Origin of the sequence: Paraburkholderia graminis (assembly GCF_003330785.1) — a bacterium.
Taxonomy (GTDB): Bacteria; Pseudomonadota; Gammaproteobacteria; order Burkholderiales; family Burkholderiaceae; genus Paraburkholderia; species Paraburkholderia graminis.
The window spans coordinates 2,348,189-2,367,243 of record NZ_CP024935.1; the positions used below are offsets into that span (position 1 = coordinate 2,348,189).

The following is a 19,055-nucleotide window of genomic DNA, read 5'->3' on the forward strand; positions in this document are numbered from 1 at the left end:
TGTGTGTGGCGAAGAATGCGTGGCGCGCGGCTGCGGCCCCGCGTTCACGACTTACCATTGCATGGCCGCGCCGACGCCGACCGTCGTGCCTCCGGGGCTCATGCCGACGCCGGCTTTCATCTTCACGTTCTCGGTGAGACGCGCCGTGCCGCCGATCGCCACCGCCTGATAACCGCGGAAGCCCGCCGTGCCGATGCCGAGCGACAATGTCTTGTCCTTGTCCACTTCCGGAATCATCGTGAGCGCGGTCGCCGCCGCGATGCCCGAATACGCATTGCGCGCCGTCGAATTGATGCCGTTCTGCAGTTCGTTCATGCGAGCGTCGGTGTAGGCGTTCGCCTGCGAAAGCGTGGCGTTCAACTGCTGGACGTTGACGGCATCCGTCGGCGCGGTGCCGGCTGCCACGTTGATGACCTGCCGGTTCGTGCCCGAGGAGCCCACTGCCACGACATTCGAGCGGCCGCCGTCGTTACTGTCGGAGCCGAGCGCCGTCGAACCTGCTCCCGTCGATGTCGCTCCGGCGCCCACCGCAGTCGAACCGCTGGCCGATGCCGTCGAACCGTTGCCCACCGCCGAGCTGTTCGTGCCGGACGCCACCGCGCCCTGCCCGCCCGCCGACGAGTTCGTGCCCGAGGGCGTCGGCGGCGTGGGCGTGCCGGGCGACGACGAGAAGCTGCCGCCGTTGTTGGTCGTCTGCTGGCTGATGAGTGTGGTCAAGCGGCTTGCCACTGCATCGAGTTGCGAGACGTTCACGGCGTCGGTGCCGGCCTTGCCCGCCGCAAGGCCGGTGATCTGCCGGTTGCCGATGTTCACTTCACCCGCCGACGACTGCGGCGTGCTCAAGCCATACGCGATGTAATTGCTGACCGCGCCGACCGTCGTCACCGATCCGGCTCCGAGCGCCACGCTGTTCGCAAACGATGCGCTCGAACCTGAGCCGAGCGCGAGCGCGTCGATTGCGGTGCTGTGCGCGCCTGAGCCGATTGCAATCGATCCGGCGTTGGCCGCGCTAGCGTTCGCGCCTTGAGCAATCGACTGTGCGCCGCTTGCAACCGAGCCGCTGCCGACCGCAATCGCATCCGCCTGCGCCGAGTTCGCGGCCTGACCGATTGCGACGCCGCCAGGCGCCGTCGCGTCGACGATTGCGCCGTTACCGACGCCCACGCCGTTGTCGCCGTTGACCACAGTGGTCGGCCCGACAGCGATCGACTCCGCACCGACCGCAAGCGAATCCGCCGCCGTGGAATTCGCATGGAAGTACAACTGGCCCGTCACGGCAAACGACGACAACGCGCCGGCCAACTGCCGGATCGTGACGGCGTCGTGTGCCTGCGTGCCATCCGCGACATTCGTCAATTGACGATACGTGTTGCCGCTCGCGCTACCGAACGACACCGCGCCGAGCAAGGTCTGGTCAGCCGTGTTGAACGGAATCGCGTGCGTGCCGTTTGCAATCGAGCCGACGCCCGACAGCACCGCGCGATCGGACACCGAACCCGAGCCCATCGCGACACCGCCAACCACCGACGCACTCGACAAAGTGCCGAGCGCAACCGCGTTATCCGCCACCGCCGAAGAGCCATTGCCGCCCGCGAAACTGCTCGCGCCGCTCGCCGCTGCAGCTATGCCCGCCGCCAATGCGTTGAGACCGGTCGCGCCATCGTTGTTGTAGTTGGCGCCTTGCGTGCCGCCGTCGTTGACGCTGTAGTAGTGCTTCGCGTTGGCCGTCACGACGCTGGCGAGGTTGTCGACTGCCTGATCGGTTGCGTAGAGCTGCGAACCGTTCACTGCATCCGTGCTACCCGAACTGAGCGTGCCCGCGGCCACGTTCTGGATCTGCCGCTCGGCACCTGGCGCGCCCACGCTCACCACGCTCGTCGGGTTCGTGCCGGCAAAGCTGTACACGGTGCCGCCGATGGTCGCGCTCGCGGTCGGCGTCGCGGTGCCGGTCCGCGAACCCGAACCGAGCGCCACGTCGTTCGCGTTGCTCGCCGTCGCGCCCTGGCCGAGCGCCGTGCTGCCCGCGCCCGCCGCGACCGTTCCGACGCCCGCCGCCAACGCGTTGACGCCCGTCGCGCCGTCGTTGTTGTAGTTGCCGCCCTGGGTGCCGCCGTCGTTGACGTCGAAGTAATGCGTCTTGTCGGCGGCGACGGTGGTGGCCAGCGCGTCGATCGCCTGATTGCTCTGATACAACTGCGAGCCGTTGACCGCGTCCGTGCTCGTCCCGTCGAGACGTCCCGCTGCGACGTTCTGGATCTGCCGCTCGGCGCCCGCCGCACCGACGCTCACGACGCTCGTCGGATTCGTGCCCGCGAAGCCATAGACCGTGCCGTTGATGGTCGTGCTCGGCGTCGGCGTTGCCGTGCCGGTTTGCGAGCCGGAGCCGAGCGCGACGCTGTTCGCAGATGTCGCGTTCGCGCCGGCGCCGAGCGCGAGGGCATCGATTGCAGTGCTTTGCGCGCCCGAGCCGATTGCGATCGATCCGGCGTTGGCCGCGCTTGCGTTCGCGCCTTGAGCAATCGACTGCGCGCCGCTCGCGACTGAGCCGCTGCCGACCGCAATCGCATCAGCCTGTGCCGAGTTAGCGGCCTGGCCGATTGCGACGCCGCCTGGTGCAGTCGCGTCGACGATTGCGCCGTTGCCGACGCCCACGCCGTTGTCGCCGTTGACCACGGTCGTCGGTCCGACAGCAATCGACTCCGCACCGATCGCAAGCGAATCCGCTGCCGCCGAATTCGCGTGAAAGTACAACTGCCCCGTCACGGCAAACGATGACAGCGCACCCGCCAACTGGCGGATCGTGACGGCGTCGTGCGCCTGCGTGCCGTCCGCGACATTCGTGAGCTGACGATACGTGTTGGCGCTCGCGCTGCCGAACGACACTGCGCCGAGCAAGGTCTGGTCCGCCGTGTTGAACGGAATCGAGTGGCTGCCGTTGGCAATCGAGCCGACGCCCGACAGCACCGCGCGATCGGAGACCGAACCCGAACCAATCGCGACGCCGCCAACCACCGACGCACTCGACAAAGCGCCCAACGCAACAGCATTGTCCGCGAGCGCGGAAGCGCCGTTGCCGCCCGCGAAGCTGCTCGCGCCGCTCGCCGCTGCCGCAACGCCCGCCGCCAGCGAGTTCAGTCCGGTCGCGCCGTTGTTGTTGTAGTTGGCGCCTTGCGTGCCGCCGTCGTTGACGCTGTAGTAATGCGTCTTGTCGGCGGCGACGGTCGTCGCGAGACTGTCGACCGCCTGGTTGGTCTGGTAGAGCTGAGAGCCGTTCACCGCGTCCGTGCTGCTCGCGCTCAGCGTGCCCGCCGCCACGTTCTGGATCTGCCGCTCGGCACCCGGCGCGCCCACGCTCACCACGCTCGTCGGATTCGTGCCGGCAAAGCTGTACACCGTGCCGCCGATGGTCGCGCTCGCGGTCGGCGTCGCGGTGCCGGTCTGCGAACCGGAGCCGAGCGCCACGTCATTTGCATTCGTCGCGACCGCGTTCGGGCCGATCGCGACGCTGTCGGTGCCGAGCGCCTGGCTGTCCGGCGCCGTCGAGTTCGCGTGGAAGTACTTGATGCCCGGCGCGCTGCCGCCGCCCGTGATCGCTGTGATGAGGTTCTGTACCGACGTATAAGTGTTGCCGCCGTAGCTGAGGTTGGTGGTCAGCGCGCCGGTCGTGCTGTTGTACGTGGTGCCGCCGCCGAGGCTCGACGCCACGGTGTTACCCAGGTTCGTCACCTGGCCGCCGATTGTGTCGATGGCGGCATCGGCGGCGAAAAGCTGCGAGCCGTTCACCGCGTCCGTGCTCGACGCGTTCACCCGACCGGCCGCGACGTTGGTGAGCTGACGCGGCGCCGCCGCGGTCCCGACGCTGACCACGCCGGCCGGTGCGCCGCCCGCATAAATAACGGTCGCGCCGTTGATGACGCCGCTGCCGGTCGGCACCGCCGCCGACGTCACCGACGAGCCCTGCCCGAGCGCCACGTTCGAACCGGTCACGCCGCTCGCGATGCTCGCGATGCTCGCGCCCTGGCCCAACACGGTGGAGTTCGCGACGCCGTTGTCGGTGGACTGATTGCCGACCACGAGCGACGCGGCGCCGCTCGCCGTCGCGCCGAAGCCGCCGGCCGCCGCGTTGGCGCCGGACGATACCGGCTGCGTCGACGTGACCGAGTTGTTGGACACGAACGGGCCGACCGTGCCGCTCGTCAGACTGTCGACTGCCTGGTTGGTCGCATACAGTTCGCTGCCGTTCACGGCGTCGGTGCTGGTTGCAGTCACGCGGCCCGCGGCGAGATTCGTCAGCGTCCGCTCGTTGCCCACCGAACCGATGCTCACGGTGCTGCCTGGCGTCGTGCCTTGCACGCCATGCGTGACGCCGCCCACCGTGACAGTGGCGGTGTTGACGGCCGCGCCCGTGACGCTGCCGGCGCCGAGCGCCACGGCGTTTGCATTGGCCGCCGTCGCGTTTGCGCCCAACGCAATCGCACCGCCCAGGTTAGCCACGGCGGAGTCGCCGAATGCGAGCGCGCTCGCGCCCGTCGCGTTGCTCGCGTTGCCGAGCGCGACGGCGCCCTGGCCGCTTGCCGTGTTGCCGTTGCCTTGCGCGACCGCGCCGTTGCCGGTGGCCGTGTTGTTCGCGCCCACCGCGATTGCGCCGTTGCCGTTCGCCGTATTCGGATCGCCGATCGCAACGGCGCCGTTGCCGCTGACCGTCTGCGCCTGACCGAGCGCCACCGCGCCCGTTCCGCCCAGCACGCGCGAGTTCTGGCCGCCGGCGATCGAACCGGCGCCGGCCGCCGCCGCGACGATGTTGCTGTCGCCGATGGCCACCGTCGACGCGGCCAGTGCTTGCGATGTAACGCCGATGGCCGTCGCATTGCCGCTGCTTGCGACCGTCTGCTTGCCCAACGCGACGGCGCTGGTTCCCGACGCCGTTGCATTCGTGCCCATCGCGATGGCATTCGCATTCGTGCCCGTCACTGCCGAGTCGCCTAGCGCAATCGACGACAAACCCGCAGCGCTCGCGCCGGAACCGAGAGCAACCGCGCGAATGCCGGATGCCGCGGCGCCTCCGACTGCGGCCGGCGAAGATGAACCGCCTTCCGCGACAGAGTCCGATGAGCCCAGCGCTATCGAATTAGCTCCGGTGGCCTGCGAGCCGTTCATCATGGCGAGCGAGTTGAGCCCCGAGGCGGCGGCTCCCGCGCCCAATGCGACTGCGTTCTGTGCGGTGGCTCTGGACACGGTGCCCGCGGCCAGCGAAGAGAGGCCCGATGCGACGACATCCGTACCGAGAGCAACGGCGCCGTCCGCCGTTGCGCCGGTCCCCGCGACGGTACGCGCGCCCAGATAGACGGCGTTCAAGCCACTGGCAATGGACTGAAAGCCGACGGCTACGCCATGCGTGCCCGAACCGTTGGCGACGTACCCAATCGCGACCGATGCGGCTCCGCTGCCCACCGCATGAAAGCCGAAGGCGTTCGCGTAGTCGCCGGTGGCAACAACGTCAGTGCCGATCGCATTGGACGATAGTCCGCTCGATCCGGTGCCGGCAGCGGTTCGCGATCCCAGATAGACCGCGTTGACACCGGTCGCGGAAGCTCCGGAACCGACCGCTACACCATTGGTTGTTGAACCGACGGCTCCGCTGCCCACCGCAACCACGCCCGACGCCGCGGCGCTTGCGTTCGCGCCGACTGCAACGCCGTTGTCGCCGGCGGCTTTCGCCAAGGCGCCGACGGCAGTCGACACATTGCCGCTAGCGAGGGCCTGGACGCCAATACCGATGCCGGCTGAGCCACTCGCGGTGACGTCCGTACCAATGCCGATCGCCGACTGCGCAGTTGCGCCCGTACCTGCCGCAGTGCGAGCGCCGAGGTAAATGGCATTAGTAGCCGCGGCAATGGCTTGATAGCCGACTGCCAGGCCATTGAGTCCCGTACTGCTGGAGGCATAACCTACCGCCGTCGCCCCGCCCGCAGTGGCCGAGGACTGAACGCCCATGCACGACGCGCTGCCGCTGAAAGAGTTGTACGGCGGTGCGGCGCAGTTCACCTGGGCCTGCGCTTGCGCGCCCCATCCGCCCACGCCCATTGCCACCAGCACGGTCAGCACGCGTGGATTGGCGTTGCGCTGCGGAGCGACGCGGCCTTCGCCGGGTTCATCGTTGCGCGCATCGCATACCGAGGCCGCCGCCCCCGACTTGCCCCTGCCGCGCGACGCGTCCAGTTCCGACGCCGCGACGAAAGCGCCCAGCGCCTTGTTCCAGATTGTCCGATATGCCTTGTTCATGTCGTTGTCTCGCCGAATAATTGAAATGCGGAGTTCTTAAGCGCGAGCGTGCGCTCGCCTCCCGTTTACTTAGGATGACTATTTACCGCGTTTAAAACATCGCTCAGTGGCGAACAGCTTTAGCGTTGATCTTTCGACGACGAATCTTCGGTGCAGGCGCAAAACATCGCCACACTATCAATTCGCATAGCTAAAGGAAAACGCGCGCGTCAACCGGACACTTCCAGTTTCAGACGACTAACCGCTGAGACGATTGATGAATTGCCGCGTTATGAAGGTCCGAACGGACACGGCACTGAGACGCGAGCAGCGATTGAGCGGCGGAACGCCAATTGCCGGCCTTGATATTGTTCTTTCGCCGGGCGTGCGCCCGACTTTTTTGCGCCTGGAATACTCATAGCTGCCAGCCCCCTGGATATGCGTCACTTCGTTTCGCCGGCGCCTGAGTGGTGAGCCACCTCATGCCGTGCACAAGCGCCGTTTATTCAAATGATTGAGCACTATCTGAGACGATGACCGACCTATTCGCTTTGGATGCGGCGTCTCGTCCGGGGTATCGTGTAACAAAAAGAAAGTTCTGTGCTCAAGGGAACTTTCTCATAAGACTTTTCATTTGTCCACGTAAAGTCTTTAACTATTTTCAGGTATTGCAAGATTTAACAATTGAAAGAAGCCGCCCCTATTAAGGCTGACAGCGAGGTTGCCTGGCAGTTGCCCGGAAACTGTGCAGCACGCCGTGATACGGCCATCAGCGGGGAATGAGCGGTAGCGGCGACGCCGTGTTCCTCTCGAATGTCATTCAAACGACTGAGCGAATATTCCTTACAGAATCGTTTCGTGCGCATACGCATTTTTTATGTATTTCTCGTTAAATCGATCCGGCCGGCCAATACTTTTTTGCTCGGATTCTGTGCAAATTCCGACATCGCTTTGCGGTCCACCAAAACCCACTGCGATGCCCGCGTATTGCCGGGCATCGCAGCGGTTTCACAACACGCTCATGAGAGCATGATTACCAGCGATAGCCGACGCCCGCGCCTGCACCTACTGCGCCGTGGCCCGAAACGCCGGTACTCACCGAACCTTTGACCATCCACTTTTGCGTCGCGACCGACACGCCGAGTGCCATCGCCGACTGGCCGCTGTAATTACCGGCTGCAAGCGAGACGACTTTCTCGCCAGGCAATACGGCTTGCGGCAAGTTCGCCATCGCGATTGCCGATGCCGAGCCCGCGTTTGCGTCGCGACGATACCTCTGCATGTCATCGCGAACGCTGCTGATGGCGCCATTCAATTGACGCACATTCACAGCGTCGGTCGGAGCCGTACCGTCTGCAACGTTGGTGATCTGACGCTCAGCACCCGGCGCACCCACCGAAACCGTGTTGTCCCGGGTTGCAACTGAATTTGCACCCAAGGCAACCGAATTGTTAGCGGTAGCCTGGCTGTTGGTGCCGATTGCAGTGGAGTCGGTGCCCGTGACTTTCGAGTTCGTGCCGATGGCGGTGGCACGCGCAGCCGTGACAGTCGAGTTAGTGCCGATTGCCGTGCCGTCCTGACCCGAGACAGTCGAACCGTTGCCCACCGCCGTTCCGTTCTCTGCCGATACCAGCGAGTTCCTGCCTACTGCGGTGGCGGAACTGTCGATAGCGGTGCCATTCGAACCGGTAGTCGAGATGGTGTTGACCGTGGTCGTGAGCGACGTCAGGTTAGTCGAGAGCGCGGAAACCTGCGATGCGATCGAGAAAAGCTGCGAGCCGTTGACGGCGTCGGTGCTGGTTGCGCTGATCTGACCGGCGGCGACGTTTTGCAACTGATGTTCCTGACCGACCGCGCCGATACTCACGACACCCGTCGGCGTCGCGCCCGCGAAGCCACCGAACGTGACTCCGTTCAGCGTGACGCTGCTCACGTTCGTAGCCGCGCGCGTGACAGCACCGGAACCGAGCGCCGTCGATTCGTTGGTCGAAGCGACGGCTGCGTTACCGATCGCGATGGAATTGTTGCCCGTCGCTTGCGTGAGCGTACCCAACGCAATCGCGTTGGCCGATGCGGCGTTCGCGGCAAAACCAATCGCAACAGAAGTGTTTGATGATGCGGTGGAAGACTGACCAATCGCAATGGCCGATCCTCCGCTCGCCACGCTCGAGTTGCCGATCGCCGTACTGCTGCCGCCGCTTGCCGTCGCTAAGGGACCAAGTGCCGTGGCGCTGTTGGTCGCGTTCGACCCCGTGCCTACCGCTACGGCATTCACATCGACTGCCGAGGCATTCTCACCAATAGCGATTGCGTTCTGGGCAGTCGCCTGTGCGCGGGCAATTGCAACGCTGCCGATACCCGACGCGACGGAATCTACACCGACTGCCGTAGCGTCAGATGCGTTCGCGCTCGCCTGGAAACCCACTGCCGTGCCGCCAGCGGCTGAGCTATTGGTACCGACCGCCGTCGAGAATTCAGAAGTCGTGTGTGCAAGAGCACCGATTGCAGTCGCGTCACCGGTCGTCGTGGTTGCCCCACCGCCGAACGCTACTGCTCTCGTGCCATTTGCAACCGAATTTGCGCCCACCGCCGTGGCATTCGTTCCGTTCGCCGTGACCGTATCGCCCAAGGCCGTTGCCGCACCGCCTTGTGCCGACACATTGATGCCGACAGCCGTATTCTGGCTCGTACCGTCCGCACCGGCGACTGCGGGAAATACGCCGCCCGTGCTCGCGACAGGCGCCGTGGCGCCACCGACGGTTGCAGTCTGACCAGCGTTTTCACCGCCGACAGCGAGGTTATCTGCATACGCCTGCGTCGCCGGCAGCAGCATTAGCGCCGTGAGTACTGCGAGTGACAGCTTAGACTTCAGCGGAGTACCCGCCACTTCATATCGGCTCTTGTTCATTGCGTTTCCCGTTCTGACTTCTCTAGTAGACGAAAGGGTTTCTCTTGCTCTCCGCGCCGCATATCGCAGGAATTCAAAGCCGTTTCTCACCGACAGTTGCGCGAGTAAGCACTAGAAACACCGTGTAAGGACTCGCGGAATTATGGGTAGCGCTATCGGCGCATCTGTTTGCCCGAGCGGCGAATTGCTTTGCTGGAGAGAAAATTCTTTCTTTATCCGCCAGGCATCTTGTCGACTGTCGCCAGGTCGTGCGATTTGTTGCCGAAGCGAATGGGCGTCGCCGGCAACGAAGCCTCCAACGCAACTTAATTTGAACTGAAACATGTATCTGATATTCTTCGCCGCTCGCTCGGCCTATTGATGGAGAGCCATCAACGCCGACCGGCGTATCCCGTCGCCGATAAACCTCCGAGAACGTCACCCGCAAGGTGTGTCCGCTTACACGATGCCGCTTCTCAACACCGCCCTGGCAGGCGCTCATCTTCTCGTTGTCGACGATCAGCCCGACCAGTTGCGATTGTTAATTGATCTTCTGCGCAATGCCGGATGCCGGATCAGCGTTGGATTTGACGGATCGCAGGCCTATCAGCGGGCACTCGCCATTTCGCCCGATCTGATCCTGATGGATGTGCGGATGCCGCGCATGGACGGATTCGCTGCTTGCCGGCTTCTCGCTGCGGACCCCCGCACGTGTGGGATTCCCGTCATCTTTCTTACTGCGGCGAGCGATCTCAACGAACGTATCAATGGCCTGGAGATTGGTGGCGTCGACTATGTACTCAAGCCATTCGACGCGGCCGAAGTGCTTGCACGCATTCGCGTGCACCTCGTCCGTGCAAAAAGTACTCAGCGTGATGAACAGGATGTGTCCGCAGCAGACACTACCGGCAATGGCGTACTCGTTCGCGCCGCCATTCAGCACTTGTCCCAAAGATTGAACGACCCGCCGACGGTCGAGCAGCTCGCACGCCTCGTGGGAACAAATGAAAAGCGACTGTCGCGCGCGTTTCGGGAGAACCTTGGGCAAACGGTATTCGAGTACCTTCGCGAAGAACGATTGCGGATTGCGCAAACGCTATTGAGCAGTACGCCGTTGAGTATCGCGAGCATCGCCGAGGAAATTGGTTTTTCCAGTGCAGCCAATTTCGCCACGGCGTTTCGCGAGCGATTTCATGTGACTCCATCGACGTATCGCGACGAGCGTCGCGGCAACGCAGAGGCTAGCCAGAACGAGCCTGCCGTCGATGCGGATTAATTCCATCATGCCGGGAGCCATCTGGCAGCGCATCGTGTTCTTGTGTTTTATCTGCTGGAGCACTCATTTATTCGCTTCAACGTCCAACACTACCAGCGCTAACGAGTCGCCACTGCCCGCTCTTGGCCAGATACAGGTCTTTGAAGATGTCTCGGGCACGATGACGCTCGCCGATATCAATGCCCTTTACGCAGAAAGTCCACTCAGCTTCGCCACTGCACAGCAGAAGAGATTAAAGCCGGGTTTCACGCACTCGGCCTGGTGGCTGCGCGTCGAGTTGAGCAATCATGCCGCAACAAACCTCGCACTAGTTCTCGCGCTTCTCGACGCGCGTCTAGAGCATGTCGACTTCTATGCGAGCCGTACCGATGCGGTGTCCCAGCCTGTTTCATCACGCTATCCGCTGATGGAGTTCTCGCTCGCGCCCGGCGAACGCTTGCCGGTTTTCATCCGCGTAGCAAGCGATACCGCGCTTACGCTCGAACCGGCGCTGTATTCGTCGGCGGCATTCGATGCATTGGAAAAACGCGCCGCGCTCTGGAATGGCGGACTGATCGGCGGAACTCTCGCACTCGCATGGTGTGCGCTGCTTATCGCCTATTTCTCCCGCAGCGGCCCGTTTCTCGTGTTGGCGGCTCTCTGCTTGATGACAGCGCTATTCGAAGCTGCGGAGCGCGGGTACACGAGAGTCTATCTATGGCCGCAGGCGACCGAGTGGAGTTCGAGAAGCGTCACGGTATTCGGATGCACTGCGGTGCTGCTGTTCATCGCTTTCATCTTGCGCATTGCACGCGACGAGAAAGCGCGTCTGCCCTGGCGCTACGTGCTGTATGTATTCGCGTCGCTCGAATGCATTGGGGCGGCGGGCGCCGCCTTCGGCAATCTGTTCGTCTTCGCGCAAGTCGGCCTGTACGTCAACGCAGTATTCGGTTTCGTCACAGTGGGGATGGCTGCAAGTCTCGCCCGTCAATCGACGCCCACCGCGCGGATCATGTTGCTCACCGTGATCTTCTCGCTGCTCAACTCTGCGTTGCGCGTGCTCGAAACGCTCGGATCGTTGCCGCCGGCTCTTGCATGGTTAAAGTCGGATATTCATCCGAACCCGGCGGTCGCGATCATTGGATTAGCGACGCATCTAATCGTGCTTGCCGCATGGGTCAATCACGTCGGCAAGCAACGAAGGGCGGCGAGAACCGAACTCGCGGACTGGCAAAGAACCGAACACGACCGCCTGCGCGAGCAAGTCGCGCGGCGCACATTGGAATTGAACGAAGCACTGCGTTACGCCGAAGAGAAGAACCGGCAAAAGATCGAAACGCTCGGCTATGTCAGTCACGATCTCCGCGCGCCATTGGCGACCATTTCCAGTTACGCCAGCCTTCTACTGAATAGAGCCGATTCGAAGCAAGCCACGCTGATACAGGCTATCGAGCGCAGTGTGAACTATCAACTGGCCTTGATCGACGAGCTAATTGGATACACGAAAGCAGAGTTGCAACCACTGGATATCGCACCGACCGCGACCGATCTGCCCGCACTTCTCGACGACATCGCCGAATACGCGGTCGCACTCTGTGCGCAACTGAATAACCAGTTCCACTATCAGGCGTTGACATCGCTACCGCGTCAATTGACGATAGACGGCCGCCGATTACAGCAGGTACTGCTGAATCTATTGTCCAATGCGTCGAAGTTCACACACGACGGCACCGTCATGATGACAGTGCGGGCGCGCCGCCATGAACAGCATTGGCACATGGGCTTTGAAGTCGCGGATACGGGCATTGGCATCGCCATCGAAGAACAGTCGAAACTGTTTACCGCCTTTAGACAGATACAGTCGGTGAACGGCAGTACCGGACTCGGCCTTTTCATCGCCCAGCGTATTGTCAACACAATGGGCGGTGAGTTGCGCGTTTCGAGCGCGCTGCAGCAAGGCACTTCGTTTTCATTCGAGCTCATTGTTCCTTTTGCAAAAGATCTCGATGCTTCGCAGTTGAGCGTCGTACCGTACACCTCCATCGGCTCAGCGCCTGCTCGTCCGCAGCCTAAGCGGTGGCTTGCCTCGGCTATTCCCCCGCGCAGCGATCGCCGCGATCTCGCAGTACTTGCAAAAGACGGGCGCCTCACCGACATCGAGCAATGGATTGAAACCATGCTCGCGATTCATCCCTCGTGTACCGCGTTTCTGACCGAAGTTCGCCGTTGCGTCGAGGCATTGGACTTTCCGGGCGCCGAAGCGCTTGCACTCGCGCCGCATGAACCAGAGAACATCTCGTGAAACTGCGCAAATGGCCAGGCCCCGCAGGCCGCCAACAATAAAACAGGAGCAGTACCGAATGATGTGGGCTATGCGCACCGGACGACGCACGATCATGGTCGCGGTGAAGGGTATCGTTCTCGCAGCGACTGTCGGCCACGCGCACGCACAGCCGACACAACCCGTAGACGACGCGAGCGTGACGGACGCCATGCCTCTCAGCGCGTTGCCGGCGATCACCGTGAAGGATGTACGAGAGGGATCGTCGGTCGGACTCGTCGGCAAGCGCACAACGACGGGCACAAAAACCGATACGCCGATCAACGAGGTTCCTCAAACCGTCAACATCGTCACCGCACAGCAGATGGAGATGACCGGCGCGACCGACATCAATCAGGCGCTGCGCTACGTACCTGGTTTTTCATCGTTCGGGTCGGACGGCCGCACCGACTGGTATGCGGCATTGCGCGGCTTTACGCCGACGCTGTTCGTCGATGGGTTGCAAACGCCTAATACCGCAACACTCGCGAACTGGCGTGTCGATCCTTATATGATCGAGAGCCTCACCGTGCTACGCGGGCCGACGTCGGTGGTATATGGAGCCGGCGACCCCGGCGCGATCGTCGATGCACAGACGCGGCAGGCTGACGGCGAGCGCATCCGCGAGATCGGCGTGCAGATCGGCAATTACGCACGCAAGCAGACGATGATCGACGTCGGCGATACGCTCGACGCCGACGGCAAGTACGCGTATCGCTTTCTCGGCGTGGCACGCGACGGCAATGCGCTGACCGGCCCGAACGCGGACCAGCGCGTCGCGCTCGCACCGTCGTTTCGCTGGCGACCAGATTCGAAGACATCGCTCACAGTCACTGCAACCTACCTGCAAGATCGCGGCGATATTTCATATAACTTCCTGCCCGCGCAAGGCACGGTACTACCGAATCCGAACGGCTCGTTGTCTCAGGACATTTATATGGGCGATCCGGCATTCAACCACTATCAGAAGAAGCAGGAATCGCTCGGCTATCAGTTCTCGCGCGATCTCGATCCGATCTGGACGTTGCGCCAGAACGTGCGCTGGATGCACTTGTCGGGTGACGATGGATCTGTCTTCGGCAACGGTCTCGCGCCTCACAGCACGACCACCATGACACGTTATGCAGGCTTGTTCCAGATGAACTACAGCCGCCTGGACGTCGACAACAATGCGCAAGCGCGCTTCGCGACAGGACCGCTCGAGCACACGCTGCTACTCGGCTTCCAGTACAACAGGCAGACGACGACCGAAAGCGTGTGGCTCGCACTCGCACCCTATCTCAATCTCTACAAGCCGGCCTATACGCCGGTCACGACCGCGATCTTTTCGGGTCCGACTTCGTTCGGCCATACCGATGCGCACACAACGATGAGTACATTGGCCACCTATGCGCAGGACCAGATCAAGGCGGGCCGATGGACACTGACGCTCGGCGGCCGCGAAGACTGGGTCGATATGCGCCAGGACGACCGCGCGAACAACTCGCAGATCAAACAGAATGTCAGCGCCTTTTCGGGTCGCGTCGGTCTCACTTATGAGGGCGACTATGGACTGTCGCCCTACGCAAGTTATTCGACATCGTTTAATCCGGTCATTGGCGTGAGGATGAACGGCGGTGGCTTGCCCAAGCCGACGCGCGGCCGGCAGATCGAGGCGGGTCTGCGCTGGCGACCCGCAGGAAAAAACGTGACGTTAAGCGCAGCCGTCTATCAGATCAATCAAACCAACGTCGTCACGCCGGCGCCGATCAATTTCGATCCGACCGGCACTTCGTTCGTGCAGACCGGCGAGGTCCGTTCGCGTGGCATCGAGCTGAATGCCGTCGGACAGATAACGCGGGAACTGTCGATGATTGCGTCGTATGTCTATCAGGACGTGAAGAACATCAAGGCCAACGATGCGTCGCTAAACAGGTGGCCCGTGGACGTTCCACGTCCACGGCAAATGGCGTCGCTATGGACGGACTGGACATGGCATACAGGCGCGCTCGCGGGTTTCGGCATCGGCGCCGGAGTCCGTTATCAAAGCGCGCTGGCGGGCGCACCGGACAACTCGCTGACGATTGCAAGCTACACGCTTTACGACGCCGCATTGCACTACGACACTCGCGACTGGCGGCTCGCATTGAATGTGGCGAACGTATTCGACCGCCGCTATGTGAGCGGTTGCCAGTCGTATGCAGTGTGCGTGTTCGGCAACGAGCGGACCGTGCTGGCCAGTGCGAAATACAACTGGTGATGGCGATGTGAGCGATTGCAGGCTCCGAACGCTATGCCTGCAAACGTCCTCACACCGTGACAACAATCTTCCCGAACTGCTGGTTCGACTCGAGATATCGATGAGCGTCGACGATCTGCTCGAGCGGGAAGACCTTGTCGATCACCGGCTTCAGCACGCCCGACGAAAGGCCATCGAGAACGAAGCGCTTTGCCCTTTCCAGACGCGCCGGATCGCTCACGATCAGCTTGTACTGGTAGCCATACACGGTCAGCATCTTGCCGAGGATCGCGAACAGCGGGAACGGCGTCGGTTCTGGACTCAGCGCGCCATAAGCGAACACGATGCCACGCTCGCACAGCGCATCGGCCACTTTCTCGAACTCCGGCCCGAGCACCGGATCGAACGCGACGCGCGCGCCCGCGCCGCCGGTGATCTCGTTGACGCGCGCGACCAGATCTTCCTGCTGCGTGACGATCACGTGGTCGGCGCCCGCTTCCAGCAGCGCGTTTTTCTTCGCGTCGGTGCGGGTCGTCGCAATCGCAATGGCGCCCACGCTCTTTGCCACCTGAATCGCCGCAAGCCCCACGCTGCTCGACGACGCCGTGATGATGACCGCCTCGCCTGCGCGCAATTGCGCGATGTCGACCAGTGCGCCCCACGCCGTTACATACTGCATCCACACCGCGGCGGCCTCGGTGAATCCTAGCGACGGTGGATTCTTCACCGCATGCGCCGCCGGAAAATTGCCGGTATCGCCATACGCGCCCCATCGCGTGATCGACATGGGCGGAATGATGGCGACCGCGTCGCCGACGGCGACATTGGTCACGGACGAACCGACGGCGCTGACGACGCCGGACGCCTCATAACCGAGCCGCGCGGGAAACACCGGCGACTCCACATAGAACCCGGAGCGGAACATGGACTCCGCTCTGTTCACGCCCAGCGCACGAATCTGCAACTGGATCTCGTCCGCGGCGGGCGGCGGTACTTCGACGTTATCGATCCGCAGCACTTCGGGACCGCCATTCTGATGAAAACGTACGACACGCGGCATGTTCGCTCTCCAACGAGTAAGTGACGAACTCACTATAATTTGAGCCGGCCGCACGATAAATGGCGCGTTCGCTCTGACTATCGAACCTAACTGTTTCTAATCATGGATCGTCTCACCAGCATGGCGGTCTTCGTCAAAGCGGCGGAAACGGGCTCGTTCGCCGCGGCCGGCGCGGCGCTCGGCATGACATCGCAGGCCGTCGGCAAGCATGTGCGGCTGCTCGAGGAGCGCTATCGCATGCAGCTCATCAATCGTACGACGCGCCGCCAAAGCCTCACCGAAGCCGGGCGCGCGTTTTACGAGCGCAGCAAGTCCGTGCTCGCCGAGATGGAAGCGGCGGAGGCGCTGGCCGCGAACCTGCAGGCCGCGCCGCGCGGCAAGCTGCGCATCAATGCACCGGTGAGCTTCGGCGCGCACAGCCTCGTGCCGACGCTCGCGCAATACATGCGGCAACATCCCGAAGTCAGTGTTGACCTGACGCTGAGCGACCGGCTGATCGACGTAATCGACGAAGGCTATGACGCCGTCGTGCGCATCGCGCCGATCGCCGATTCGAGGCTGATTGCGCGGCCGATCGGTCCTTATCGACTGACGATCTGCGCGTCGCCCGCGTATCTGGCTGAGCGCGGCACGCCTCTACGCCCTGAAGATCTGACGCAGCATGAGTGCCCCGGATTCTCTTACTGGGGTCGCGGGCCGTTACGTGAATGGCATTTGGTCGGGCCCGACGGCCGGCATGTGGTGCCGGTCAGCAGCCGCTTCTCGATCAACAACGGCCAGGCGCTGCGCAATGCCGCAGTCGAAGGCGCGGGCATCATCCTGCAACCGTGCGACATGCTGCGCGACGATCTCGCTGCAGGGCGCCTCGTGCGCGTGCTGCCGGACTACGAACCGCCGCCGCTGCCGATCCATCTACTGTTTGCGCCCGACCGCCGGCCCACGCCGAAGCTGCGCAGCTTCATCGACTTCGTCGTGGCGCGCTTCGGCGAGGGATAGATCGGTCGACGCAAGTAGCGGCCACTCTATTTCTTTCCGTCGATGACCGCCACCACTTCCTCGCGCGTGTACTCCTTGTTCGCGAGCGCGCCAGGCGGCGTCTTCGCCAGCACCGCGTCGAGTTCGTCGGGCTTCACTTCGAGCACCGGCATGCGAATGTCATGCGGCACTTTCTTGCCCGCGAGAATCTGCTGCGTCACCCAGAATGCGAACGACGACGCGCCGGGCGGAATGGTCACCGACATCGTTTCGTAGCCGCTCTTTTTCTGATCGGCCCACCACGCAAGTTCTTCCTGGCGGTTGCCAAGAATGATGATCGGCGTCGGCCGTCCGGCCGCCTTGATCGCCTGCGCCGCGCCGAAACCGTCGCCGCCTTGTGTGAGCACGCCGTCGATCTTGGGCAACGTCGGCAACACACCCGCAACCTGCTTTTGCGCGACCGTCTGCGTCCAGTCGCCATGCACCGAACCGACCACCTTCAGGCCCGGATACTTCTTCAGTTCGTCGACCATGCCCTGATGAATCTCGTCGTCGACGGAGACACCCGCGAGCCCGCGAATCTCGAGCAGGTTGCCCTTGCCGTTTAGACGCTTCGCCAGATAGTCGACCTGCATGCGGCCCATGCCCTGAAAATCGACGGCGATGCGATAGGCGCACGGCTCGGTCGCGATGCCGTCGAACGAGACGACCGTCACGCCCGCGCCGCACGCCTGCTTGATGACGCCGTTGAGCGCCGTGGGCGACACGGAGTCGACCGCGATCGCCTTGAAGCCCTGGAGTATCAGGTTCTGGATCTGCTGGACCTGCTCGGTCGCCTGGCTTTCCGCCGTGGTGAAGCTCGGCGCGGCCGCGACGATCTTTTGCTTGACTGCCGGGTCCGCGATGTTGGACCAGCTCTTGAGCATCTGCTGACGCCAGCTATTGCCAGCATAGTTATTCGACAGCGCAATTTTCATCGAAGAGGTATCGCCCGTCGCGACCTGCGCCGATGCGCCCGCGGATGCAGCCACGCATATCGCGGCCATGCACAGCGAGAGAGCCAGTTTTTTTATCTGCACGTCGTGTCTCCTATCGAGTATTCGATGTATTTGAAATATTCGGGCGCTTCAGCGGCCCGCGCCGCGCACACCCACATGAAGCGAATAGATGGAAGCCGTCGCCGCGATGAACAGGCAGTTGCGGTTCAATCCGCCGAAGGTCAGATTGGCTACGACTTCGGGTATCAGGATCTTGCCGAGCAGCGCGCCATTGGGCGCGTAGCAATGCACGCCGTCTTCGGCGCTGGTCCAGACGTTGCCGTGCTCGTCGATGCGCATGCCGTCCGGCACGCCGCTTTGCATCTCCGCAAAAACACGCCCGTTGCGCAGACCGCCTTCGCTCGTCACGTCGAATACGCGGATATGGCGCGGCGCGTTGTCGTCGTGCGAAGCAGCGGAATCGGCGATATAAAGTTTGCTCTCGTCCGGCGAGAACGCGAGGCCGTTCGGCTTCGCGAACTCGTCGCAGACCAGTTCCACCTGCGCGCTGTCGGCGCCGATGCGATAGACGTTACAACGACCAATTTCGCTGTCGGCGCGATAACCTTCGTAGTCGCTCAGAATGCCGTAGTCGGGATCGGTGAACCAGATGTCACCTTTGGAATCCACGACTACATCGTTCGGAGAATTGAGGCGCTTGCCTTCGAAGTGCGACGCCAGCACGGTCACGCTGCCGTCGTGTTCGGTGCGCGTCACGCGTCGCGTGCCGTGCTCGCAGGTCACGAGCCGTCCCTCGCGGTCGCGCGTGTTGCCATTGCTGTAATTGGACGGCGCGCGATAAACGCCTACGCCCATCCCCGGCGCCCAACGCATCATCCGGTTGTTCGGTATGTCGCTCCAGATAAGCAGGTCTGCCGCCGGGAAATAGACCGGACCTTCGGCCCACAGGCATTCGTTCGTGAGACGCGTCAGAAAGGCGTTGGGCTGAAGCAGCAGCCTGAAACGCGGGTCATGTACTTCGAAGTCGGTGCTTTTCATGTCTCCTTGCCCTTCTCTATTTGCTATTACTGCGGGCTTCAAT

General features: G+C 62.7%; 9 protein-coding genes. 4 read left to right on the forward strand and 5 right to left on the reverse strand.

What is annotated here, in order from left to right; genetic code table 11:
• Nucleotides 1-51 precede the first annotated feature (51 nt).
• Both CUJ91_RS28650 and CUJ91_RS28655 read right to left on the reverse strand, forming a co-directional pair.
• A complete protein-coding gene (locus CUJ91_RS28650) occupies nt 52-6,282 on the reverse strand; it encodes an ESPR-type extended signal peptide-containing protein (RefSeq protein WP_114157725.1) in 6,231 nt (2,076 codons plus the stop codon).
• 1,012 nt (nt 6,283-7,294) lie between these two features.
• Entirely contained in the window at nt 7,295-9,169 is a 1,875-nt protein-coding gene (locus CUJ91_RS28655) for a YadA family autotransporter adhesin (RefSeq protein ID WP_114157726.1), read from the reverse strand.
• Between the two features lie 445 nt (nt 9,170-9,614).
• Between CUJ91_RS28655 and CUJ91_RS28660 the strand changes: the two genes are divergently transcribed.
• Genes CUJ91_RS28660 through CUJ91_RS28670 form a run of 3 tightly spaced genes read left to right on the forward strand, consistent with a single transcriptional unit; the run spans nt 9,615 to nt 14,962 of the window.
• Entirely contained in the window at nt 9,615-10,424 is an 810-nt protein-coding gene (locus CUJ91_RS28660) for a response regulator transcription factor (RefSeq protein ID WP_029966903.1), read from the forward strand.
• Nucleotides 10,425-10,431: 7 nt separating this feature from the next.
• Entirely contained in the window at nt 10,432-12,705 is a 2,274-nt protein-coding gene (locus CUJ91_RS28665) for a sensor histidine kinase (RefSeq protein ID WP_279635441.1), read from the forward strand.
• A gap of 58 nt (nt 12,706-12,763) precedes the next feature.
• Nucleotides 12,764-14,962 (forward strand): TonB-dependent siderophore receptor, encoded by a 2,199-nt coding sequence (locus tag CUJ91_RS28670; RefSeq protein ID WP_114157728.1) that lies wholly within the window; start codon nt 12,764-12,766, stop codon nt 14,960-14,962.
• A gap of 49 nt (nt 14,963-15,011) precedes the next feature.
• Here the strand turns inward: CUJ91_RS28670 and CUJ91_RS28675 are convergent, their stop codons facing one another.
• Nucleotides 15,012-16,001: a zinc-dependent alcohol dehydrogenase family protein gene (locus CUJ91_RS28675; protein WP_006049692.1), complete on the reverse strand. Its 990-nt coding sequence runs from the start codon at nt 15,999-16,001 to the stop codon at nt 15,012-15,014.
• 102 nt (nt 16,002-16,103) lie between these two features.
• On the opposite strand from CUJ91_RS28675, the gene CUJ91_RS28680 reads away from it, so the two are divergent.
• Nucleotides 16,104-16,997, forward strand: coding sequence for a LysR family transcriptional regulator (locus tag CUJ91_RS28680; protein WP_053859929.1), 894 nt, complete (start codon nt 16,104-16,106; stop codon nt 16,995-16,997).
• A gap of 26 nt (nt 16,998-17,023) precedes the next feature.
• Here the strand turns inward: CUJ91_RS28680 and CUJ91_RS28685 are convergent, their stop codons facing one another.
• On the reverse strand, nt 17,024-18,022 hold the full coding sequence (locus tag CUJ91_RS28685; RefSeq protein WP_216649191.1) for an ABC transporter substrate-binding protein: 999 nt from the start codon (nt 18,020-18,022) through the stop codon (nt 17,024-17,026).
• 81 nt (nt 18,023-18,103) lie between these two features.
• On the reverse strand, nt 18,104-19,012 hold the full coding sequence (locus tag CUJ91_RS28690) for an SMP-30/gluconolactonase/LRE family protein (protein ID WP_114157729.1): 909 nt from the start codon (nt 19,010-19,012) through the stop codon (nt 18,104-18,106).
• Between the last annotated feature and the right edge of the window lie 43 nt (nt 19,013-19,055).